Annotated in this window: 2 protein-coding genes; one reads left to right on the plus strand and one right to left on the minus strand. The window is 66.0% G+C overall.

Annotated elements, in window-relative coordinates; genetic code table 11:
* On the plus strand, nucleotides 1-357 hold a 357-nt coding region (locus EN780_RS29920), incomplete at its 5' end, for a glutaminase (protein ID WP_189556848.1).
* Nucleotides 358-475: 118 nt separating this feature from the next.
* Here the strand turns inward: EN780_RS29920 and EN780_RS29925 are convergent.
* A complete protein-coding gene (locus EN780_RS29925) occupies nucleotides 476-3,427 on the minus strand; it encodes a ribonuclease E/G (RefSeq protein WP_128276090.1) in 2,952 nt (983 codons plus the stop codon).
* Between the last annotated feature and the right edge of the window lie 86 nt (nucleotides 3,428-3,513).

Below are 3,513 nucleotides of genomic sequence, written 5' to 3' on the forward strand. Positions count from 1 at the left end.
TTCCATCACTGCGCCATTGCCATGAGCTGCCGGCAACTGGCGATGGCCGGTCGCTTCCTGGCCAATGGCGGCAAGAACCCGGCAACCGGACATTCGGTGGTGTCGGCCGAGCGGGCGCGCCGCATCGGCGCGATGATGCTGACCTGCGGCCACTATGACGGCTCCGGCGATTTCGCCTTTCGCGTCGGCATCCCCGGCAAGAGCGGCGTCGGCGGCGGCATATTGGGGATCGTGCCGGGCGTCGCATCGCTCGCCGTCTGGTCGCCGGGCCTCAATGCCAACGGCAATTCCAAGCTGGGCTCGATCGCGCTGGAGAAGCTGGCGAGGATGATGAACTGGTCGATCTTCGCGCCTTAGCGCCGACGGAGCCTGGCGGAGCCTTGCGCCCAGAAGATCCTGGCGCCCAAACAAAAATCCCGCGTCGTGCACGACGCGGGATTTTTTGTCAGAAAATCAGTCCAAGCAACTGAAAAGCTTAGAAGAAGCCCTTGCGCTGCCACCAGCCGGCGCGCTTCGGCTTGTCCTCGGCCTTGGCTTCGTCGCTGACGCTTGACGAGATCACCGGCACGACGGGAGCATCCACCGCCGCCGGCTTGCGCCGGTTCGAGCGGACCGATGCTTCTTCCTCGGACGCAGCCGGAGCGGTGGCGGCTGGCGCCGGCTCGACCGGTGTCGGGTCCTTGACCGGGGCTTCCGTCACGACCTCTGCCACCGTCTCGGCGGCAACTGCCTCCACGGCCTTCTTCGATCTCGAGGCACGCTTTGGCTTCTTTGGCTTCTCGGTGCTTGGCGCGTCGTCATTGGCGGGAGCAGGCACGGCCGGCTCCTCGACGGGCGCGGCTGCCACCGGCTCGGCCGCGAGAGCTTCGTCTTCCGACGCAACGGTCTCGACGCTGTCGGCTTCCTCGCCGGCAGTCGCGTCAACGCCTTCGCCCTCTTCGCGTCGATTGCGCTTGCCGCCGCGCTTGCCGCGCCGGCGCTTCTTGCCGTGACCGTCATCCGCTGCCTCGGCAGCCTCGGCAATGCCGACCGGAGCCTCGTCGTCCGCTTCGATTGCTTCGTCGCTTGCAGTGGCGGGAACGCCATCGGCAGGAGCCGGCGCGGAAACAGCGTCCGCATGGGCGCCATGCTCCCGTTCGCCGTGTTCGCGATCGCGATCCTTGCCGCCGCGCCGCCGGCGGCGCTTGCGGCGCTTGCGGTCACGGCCTTCGCCATCCTCGCCGGACCTCGGCTGAGGTTGCTGCTGCTGGGGATGGCGCGGCTGTTCGGCCTGGGCGGCGGGTGCCTCGTCTTCGTCCTCGATGACGATCTCGTCCTCGGGCTCCTCCGGCTCGACATAGGTCGGCAGGCTGCGCGCTTCGACGAAGCCCTCCGGCTTTTCGGCGATCGCGCCGCGGAAGATCGCATAGTGCTGCGCGCCGACCGTATCGTCGGCCTCGATGGTGATAGTCAGACCGAAGCGGCTTTCGAGCTCCACCAGCGTGCCGCGCTTGTGGTTGAGCACGTAGAGCGCGGTCGCGGACGGCGTGCGCACCGTGATGTGGCTGCGCGAATCCTTGAGCAGGAATTCCTCGATCGCCCTGACCACCATCAGCGCCACCGAGGAGTCGGAACGCACATGGCCGGTGCCACCGCAATGCGGGCAGGGCTTCATGGTCGATTCCAGCACGCTGGCGCGGATGCGCTGGCGCGACATCTCCATCAGGCCGAAATGCGAGATACGGCCGACCTGGATGCGGGCGCGGTCGTTCTTGAGGTGATCCTTCAGCCGCTTTTCGACGGAGCGGTTGTTGCGGTTCTCCTCCATGTCGATGAAGTCGATGACGATCAGGCCGGCAAGGTCGCGCAGCCTGAGTTGCCGGGCGACTTCCTCGGCCGCTTCCAGATTGGTGTGGAGCGCGGTGTCCTCGATCGAGTGCTCCTTGGTGGAGCGGCCCGAATTGACGTCGATGGAGACCAGCGCCTCGGTCTGGTTGATGATGATGTAGCCGCCGCTCTTCAGCGTCACCTGCGGCTGCAGCATGCGATCGAGCTGCGCCTCGATGCCATTGCGCACGAAGATCGGCGTCGTGTCGCGATAGGGCTGAACCACCTTGGCGTGGCTCGGCATCAGCATGCGCATGAAGTCCTTGGCCTCGCGATAGCCGTCCTCGCCGGAGACCAGGATCTCGTCGATGTCCTTGTTGTAGAGGTCGCGCACCGAGCGCTTGATCAGGCTGCCTTCCTCATAGACGAGGGCAGGGGCCGTCGACTGGAGCGTCAGGTTGCGGACATTTTCCCAAAGCCGCATCAGATACTCGTAGTCGCGCTTGATCTCGGCCTTGGTGCGGCTCTCGCCGGCGGTGCGCAGGATGACGCCCATGCCCTGCGGCACTTCGAGATCGGCCACGACCTCCTTCAGCCGCTTGCGATCCTGGGCGTTGGTGATCTTGCGCGAAATGCCGCCGCCGCGCGCCGTGTTCGGCATCAGCACCGAATAGCGGCCGGCCAGCGACAGATACGTGGTGAGCGCGGCGCCCTTGTTGCCGCGCTCTTCCTTGACCACCTGCACCAGAAGGATCTGGCGGCGCTTGATAACTTCCTGGATCTTGTACTGGCGGCGCACCGGCTTGCGGCGGTTGCGGACTTCTTCCAGCGCATCCTCGGCGCCGACCGATTCGATCTCGTGGTCGTCGGGATGCGAGGACTGCACCTCTTCCAGCATGCCGCGGTCGTCGTCGCTCGAAGGCGCTTCGCCGTTCTGTTCGGGTTGCGGGACCGCCTCGGAAATCACATCGGCGTCGACGCTGGCGGCGATCGAGGTGGGGCCGCCCTCCGAAGATTCGCCATTGTCCTCAGAAGCGGCCTCATCGCCATGCCCGGCAGCGCCTTCGTCCTGGCCGCCTTGCTCTGTCTCGGCCTCAGTGCTGACCTCGACGGTCTCGGCGACCGCCTCGACGACGTCTTCGCCGGCAACCGCGGCTTCCTCGCTGCCTGCCGCCTCGCTGCTTTCGCCGTTCTCGTCCGAACCAGCGGCGCTCGCCTCGCGCTTGTGCTCGCCGCGATCGCGGTTCTTGCCGCCGCGCCGGCGGCCGCGCCGGCCGCGATCGCGGGCCTGGTGCTCCTCGCCGTCACCGTCCTCATCGTCGTCGTCCTCGGCCTCCTGCGCTTCCGCGCGCAGCAGCGCCTGACGGTCGGCGACCGGGATCTGGTAGTAGTCGGGATGGATTTCGCTAAAGGCGAGGAACCCGTGACGGTTGCCGCCATATTCGACAAAAGCTGCCTGCAGGGACGGTTCGACGCGCGTTACGCGGGCGAGGTAGATGTTTCCTTTGAGCTGCTTCTTGTCCTGTGATTCAAAGTCGAATTCTTCAATACGGTTACCGCGAATGACGACAACGCGTGTTTCCTCCTGGTGGGAGGCGTCTATCAGCATCTTGTTGGGCATTATTTCGTTTCCCCCCGGCAGCCGCCAGCCGCAGCCTGCGGGGCAAAGCCCGCTGCTTCGGTCCTGGGTAAACATGGGTGCCGGAC

The organism is Mesorhizobium sp. M4B.F.Ca.ET.089.01.1.1, assembly GCF_004022605.1.
GTDB classification, from domain to species: Bacteria; Pseudomonadota; Alphaproteobacteria; order Rhizobiales; family Rhizobiaceae; genus Mesorhizobium; species Mesorhizobium abyssinicae.